The organism is Pseudomonas baetica (genome assembly GCF_051216495.1).
GTDB lineage: Bacteria > Pseudomonadota > Gammaproteobacteria > Pseudomonadales > Pseudomonadaceae > Aquipseudomonas > Aquipseudomonas baetica_B.
The window spans coordinates 1-5,234 of record NZ_JBPKAM010000201.1; the positions used below are offsets into that span (position 1 = coordinate 1).

Annotated in this window: 5 protein-coding genes; 3 read left to right on the plus strand and 2 right to left on the minus strand. The window is 61.2% G+C overall.

All coding sequences use genetic code 11. From position 1 onward, the window contains the following. Nucleotides 1–168: 168 nt before the first annotated feature. Nucleotides 169–507, minus strand: coding sequence for an FKBP-type peptidyl-prolyl cis-trans isomerase (locus ACSFE6_RS30940; protein WP_435431171.1), 339 nt, complete (start codon nucleotides 505–507; stop codon nucleotides 169–171). A 184-nt stretch (nucleotides 508–691) separates the two neighbouring features. Between ACSFE6_RS30940 and ACSFE6_RS30945 the strand changes: the two genes are divergently transcribed. From ACSFE6_RS30945 to ACSFE6_RS30955, 3 genes are all read left to right on the plus strand, one after another. After that, entirely contained in the window at nucleotides 692–1,759 is a 1,068-nt protein-coding gene (locus ACSFE6_RS30945) for a diguanylate cyclase domain-containing protein (RefSeq protein WP_435431172.1), read from the plus strand. A 288-nt stretch (nucleotides 1,760–2,047) separates the two neighbouring features. Further along, complete coding sequence (locus ACSFE6_RS30950; protein WP_435431173.1) at nucleotides 2,048–3,340, plus strand: MFS transporter; 1,293 nt, start codon at nucleotides 2,048–2,050, stop codon at nucleotides 3,338–3,340. Between the two features lie 24 nt (nucleotides 3,341–3,364). Beyond that, nucleotides 3,365–4,135, plus strand: a complete 771-nt coding sequence (locus ACSFE6_RS30955; RefSeq protein ID WP_435431174.1) for a substrate-binding domain-containing protein — start codon at nucleotides 3,365–3,367, stop codon at nucleotides 4,133–4,135. Here the strand turns inward: ACSFE6_RS30955 and ACSFE6_RS30960 are convergent. After that, a complete protein-coding gene (locus tag ACSFE6_RS30960) occupies nucleotides 4,125–5,039 on the minus strand; it encodes a LysR family transcriptional regulator (protein WP_435431175.1) in 915 nt (304 codons plus the stop codon). The two genes, ACSFE6_RS30955 and ACSFE6_RS30960, sit on opposite strands and share 11 nt — an antisense overlap. Between the last annotated feature and the right edge of the window lie 195 nt (nucleotides 5,040–5,234).

The following is a 5,234-nucleotide window of genomic DNA, read 5'->3' on the forward strand; positions in this document are numbered from 1 at the left end:
GGGGGGGGAGAGAGAAAGAAAAAGAGAGGGACGTCTCCTTTTAGTGTGTTAGGTGGGGGGGTGTCGGGTGTTTGTTTTTTTTTGTGGGAAAAAAAAAAAACAAAACCCCCCCCCCCCCCCCCACTCCTACAGGGGTGCGGTGTTCAGGAGATTGCGAACACAGCCCCATCAATCATCCCGCGTCAGCACTTCCAGCAATTCAATCTCGAAGACCAGGTTCGAATTCGGCGGGATCTTGCCCATCGTGCGCTCGCCGTAGCCCAGGTGCGCGGGCACCAGCAATTTGCGCTTGCCACCGACCTGCATGCCGATGATGCCTTGGTCCCACCCCTTGATCACGCGTCCAGTGCCGATCACGCACTGGAAAGGCTTGCCTCGGCTGTAAGAAGAGTCGAACTCGCTGCCGTCTTCCAGCCAGCCGCGGTATTGGGTGGTGATCAGTGCGCCTTTGACGGCGGCTTTTCCGTCACCCACGTGAAGATCGATTACCTGAAGGTCGTCATTCATTGTTTTCACTCGTATGCTGATTGCCCGATAGGCTGGGTGGGCGCCGTTTTCCCAGATTTGCCGACAATTGGCAACCATTGCGCCTGATTGAGCACGGTTTGAAGCTGTTTGCCGAAATAACCCTGAACTAAACTGACCCATACTCACCTCAACGGTGTTCTCCGGCCATGATGGCAATCCCTGAATGACTTTGCTCTGGATCAGCACCGCCATCGGCTCGGTGATGCTCATTGCGATCATCGTGCTGGTCGCTCGCGAGCGCGGGTTGCGCAGGCAATTGGCCGAATATCGCTCGATCATCAACGAGTTGGCCGAAGGCCAGAACATCCGCCAGGACGGTGACGCCGAGCGCTTCAAGCGCAGCCAGTACTTCGCCCGCATCGGCACCTGGGATTGGGATGTCGATACCGACAGGCTTTACTGGTCCGAAGCGATCTACGGCATGTTCGGCTTCAGGATCGGCGAAGTGACGCCTTCCTACGCATTGTTTTGCGCCTGCGTGCACCCGGACGACCGGGCCAGGGTCCGCGCCGGAGAGTTGCGTTGCCTGGCCACCGGCGAAAACCATGACGAGGAATACCGCGTGGTCTGGCCCGACGGCACCATCCGCTGGCTGCGAGAGACCGGCAATGTGGTCAAGAACGACCGAGATCAAACCCTCAAGATGATGGGCGTGGTGCGCGATATCACCGAGGAAAAAGCCTCCGCCAGTTACCTGCAACACTTGGCCCACTTCGATCCGTTGACCGGCTTGCCCAACCGTCTGGTGCTGGAGGAGCGTCTGTCCGAGGCACTGGAACAGGCGCGTGTCAGCACGACAAGGGTGGCGCTGGTGTTTATCGACCTGAATGGATTCAAGGCCATCAACGACCACTACGGGCATGCTGCCGGCGACCGCGTACTGATCACCACGGCCACGCGCTTGAAGAAAATCCTGCGCTCAACCGACACCGTCGCCCGGATCGGTGGCGACGAATTCGTGGTCATCCTCCAGGGGTTGTCCCAGGGCATCAGCCTGCAGGACGAAGCCCGCAGCATCTGCCAGAAAATCTTCGTCGAACTCTCCCCGCCCATGACCATCGGCAACGAACAGCGCCACATCGGCACCAGCCTGGGCGTCGCAGTATTCCCCGACCATGCGCCGAGCATGGACCGGCTGATCCACATTGCCGATTTGGCCATGTATGAAGCCAAGCGCAGCGGGAACAATCAGTATCGGTTGGGTGAGCAGGTGGTGAGTCGGGTGGAGTGAACAGTTTTAGCTTGGATGCTGGCTGACATGGCCCTATCGCGGGCAAGCCACGCTCCCACAGGGTTTGAGTCGACTGCAATATTCGTGAACGACACAAGTCCTGTGGGAGCTGGCTTGCCGGCGATGACGGTGGCCCATACGCCACACATCCATTGATCCACCCTACGCATCAATGCATGCCAACTATGCAATTAACATATCGCTGCCCCTGCTCCACTATCCGCCCCAATAAGAACCGTGCGCCGCGACCAGGCGACGCACGTCATAAAAGCGGTGGAGTACTTATCTATGACAGCCTCAATCCCACGCGGACGCTCCCGGGCCAGTGCGATTTTCCGGGTCACCTCGGGTAACTTTCTCGAGCAGTTCGACTTCTTCCTCTTCGGCTTTTACGCCACGCAGATCGCCGCCGTGTTCTTCCCGGCCAGCAGCGAATTCGCCTCGTTGATGATGACCTTCGCCGTGTTCGGCGCGGGCTTCTTGATGCGTCCGCTGGGCGCCGTGGTGCTGGGTGCGTACATCGATGATGTGGGCCGGCGCAAAGGCTTGATCGTCACCTTGTCGATCATGGCCAGCGGCACGATCCTGATTGTGCTGGTGCCCGGGTACGAAACCATCGGCCTGTTCGCCCCGGCGCTGGTACTCATTGGTCGACTGCTGCAAGGCTTCTCGGCGGGTGCAGAGCTGGGCGGTGTATCGGTGTATCTCTCGGAGATCGCGACGCCCGGTAACAAGGGCTTTTTCACCAGTTGGCAGTCGGGCAGCCAGCAAGTGGCGATCATCGTCGCGGCAGCCCTGGGTTATGGCCTGAACCAATGGATGGCGCCGACGACAATTGCCGACTGGGGGTGGCGGATTCCGTTTTTCGTCGGCTGCATGATCGTGCCGTTCATCTTCTTCCTGCGTCGCAACCTGGAAGAGTCCGAAGAGTTCGCCGCACGCAAGCACCGCCCGAGCATGGCCGACGTGTTCCGCACCCTGGCGCAGAATTGGGTGATCGTGATCGCCAGCATGCTGATGGTCGCCCTGACCACCACGGCGTTCTACCTGATCACGGTGTACGCGCCGACCTTCGGCAAGACCGTGCTGCACCTGAGCACCTCCGACGCGTTGCTGGTGACCTTGCTGGTGGGTGTTTCGAACTTCATCTGGCTGCCCATCGGCGGCGCGTTGTCGGACCGTATCGGCCGCCGCCCGGTGTTGATTGCCATGGCCCTGCTGGCGCTCGTCTCGACCTGGCCGGCGCTGTCCTATCTGGTGCAGGCACCGAGTTTCCTCAACATGCTGCTGGTACTGCTGTGGCTGTCGTTCATTTATGGCTTGTACAACGGCGCGATGATCCCGGCACTGACCGAAATCATGCCGGTGGAAGTACGGGTCGCGGGCTTCTCCCTGGCCTACAGCCTGGCAACCGCGGTGTTCGGCGGCTTCACCCCGGCCATGTCGACCTTTTTGATCCAGTACACCGGTGACAAGGCTGCGCCCGGCTACTGGATGAGTTTCGCGGCACTCTGCGCGTTGTGCGCGACGCTGTACCTCTATCGTCGGGCCAGTGGCCGCCTGCAACCGGCCCTGTCCTGAACCCGCCCATTGGAGAACATGTCCATGAACAAGCTATTCAATGTCGCGGCGCTGGTGATCAGCCTGGGCCTGAGCGCTGTCGCCCAGTCCGAAGAGATTCGCGTGATGACCTCCGGCGGCTTCACGGCCGCCTATAAACTCCTCGGCCCGAAGTTCGCGGCAGATACCGGCAACACCCTCGACACGACCCTCGGTCCGTCGATGGGTAAGGCGCCGGAAGCCATTCCCAACCGCCTGGCCCGAGGCGAACAGGCCGACGTGGTAATCATGGTCGGCTACGCGCTGGATGATCTGATCAAACAAGGCAAAGTCGACCCGGCATCACGGGTCGAACTGGCGGACTCACGCATCGGCCTGGTGGTCCGCGAAGGTGCGCCGAAGCCGGACATCAGCACCGTCGACAACCTGAAGAAGACCCTGCTCGACGCCAAATCCGTCGCGTATTCCGACAGCGCCAGCGGCGTCTATATCGAGCAACAGCTGTTCAAACGCCTGGGCATCGAAGACTCGCTCAAAGCCAAGTCGACCATGGTACCGAAAATCCCTGTGGGTTCGGTGGTGGCTACAGGCGACTATCAACTGGGGTTCCAGCAGGTCAGTGAATTGCTGCCGGTGCCGGGAGTGAGTTTTGTGGCGAAGATCCCGGAGTCCGTGCAATCGGTCACCCGGTTTGCCGCGGGCATTCCGGTCGGTGCACAACACCCGGCCGAGGCCAAGGCGCTGCTTGAATACATGGCGTCGGCACAGGCTCAGGCGGATGTGAAAGCCACGGGACTGGACTCGATCAGTCGCTGAGAGTCGGCGGCAGGACTTTCATTTCCACCACCAGACGTTCCAGTTCCAGTGCAGCCGGGGTCAACGTGCGACCCCGGCGCTTGATCAGCCCGACATTGCGCATCACCTGCGGGTCGGTGAGCGGCACCCGTGTCAGGATCGGGTGATCCGCTGCCGGCATCGCCATCAACGGCACCGCCGCCACCCCCAACCCCGCCTCCACCAGGCCAATCATGGTCGTCACATGCAGGGTTTCGCAGATGCTCTGCCGCTGCGGCACCACGCTCGCCAGCGCCTGATCCAGCAGAAAACGGTTGCCCGAGGTCTTGCCCAGCGAGATGTAGTCCTGCTGGTAGAACTCTTCCCAGGTCACGCTGGTGCGCCCGGCCAAGGGATGATCGCGCCGGCAAGCCACCACATAGCTCTCTTGCACCAGCGGTTCGAAATCCACTTCGGCTTCAAGGGTGCCCATGAAGCTCAGGCCGAAATCCGCCTCGCCATTGACCACCGCGCTCAACACTTCGTGGGCGCTGGAGTCCAGCACCTTGACCTTGATCCGTGGAAATTGCCGGTGATAGTGCGCGATGACCCGGGGCATGAAGTAGTACGCCGCCGACGGCACGCAGGCGACGGTGACGTGACCGAGGCGGGTCGAGGCCACTTCGCTGATACCCAGCAAAGCGACGTCCAGATCGTCCAGCAGACGTTCGACGCTGGGCATGAAACCGCGACCGGCCTGAGTCAGGCTGACCTTGCGCGTGGTGCGGTCGAACAACCTCACGCCCAGGGCGTCTTCCAGTTTTTCGATCCGTCGGCTCAAGGCGGGTTGCGAAATCCGCACGGCATCGGCGGCCTTGCGAAAGCTGCCCTGCTCGACCACAGCGCGAAAAGCTTGCAGGTCGTTGAGGTCGAAATTGATGGCCATGGTGCGTACTCAGGTAGGGGTCGGATTGATCCGCTTACCCTATAAATGTAAGCAATTAATGCAAAATGTAACAACTTAAGCCTACTGCCCAATCCCCTGTGGGGGGGGGGGGGGGGGGGGGGGGGGGGGGGGGGGGGGGGGGGGGGGGGGGGGGGGGGGGGGGGGGGGGGGGGGGGGGGGGGGGGGGGGGGGGGG

Excerpts from the sequence above, each read along its gene's own strand:
- ACSFE6_RS30940 (WP_435431171.1), bottom strand. The coding sequence starts at position 507 with ATGAATGACGACCTTCAGGTAATCGATCTTCACGTGGGTGACGGAAAA.
- ACSFE6_RS30945 (WP_435431172.1), top strand. The coding sequence starts at position 692 with ATGACTTTGCTCTGGATCAGCACCGCCATCGGCTCGGTGATGCTCATT.
- ACSFE6_RS30950 (WP_435431173.1), top strand. The coding sequence starts at position 2,048 with ATGACAGCCTCAATCCCACGCGGACGCTCCCGGGCCAGTGCGATTTTC.
- ACSFE6_RS30955 (WP_435431174.1), top strand. The coding sequence starts at position 3,365 with ATGAACAAGCTATTCAATGTCGCGGCGCTGGTGATCAGCCTGGGCCTG.
- ACSFE6_RS30960 (WP_435431175.1), bottom strand. The coding sequence starts at position 5,039 with ATGGCCATCAATTTCGACCTCAACGACCTGCAAGCTTTTCGCGCTGTG.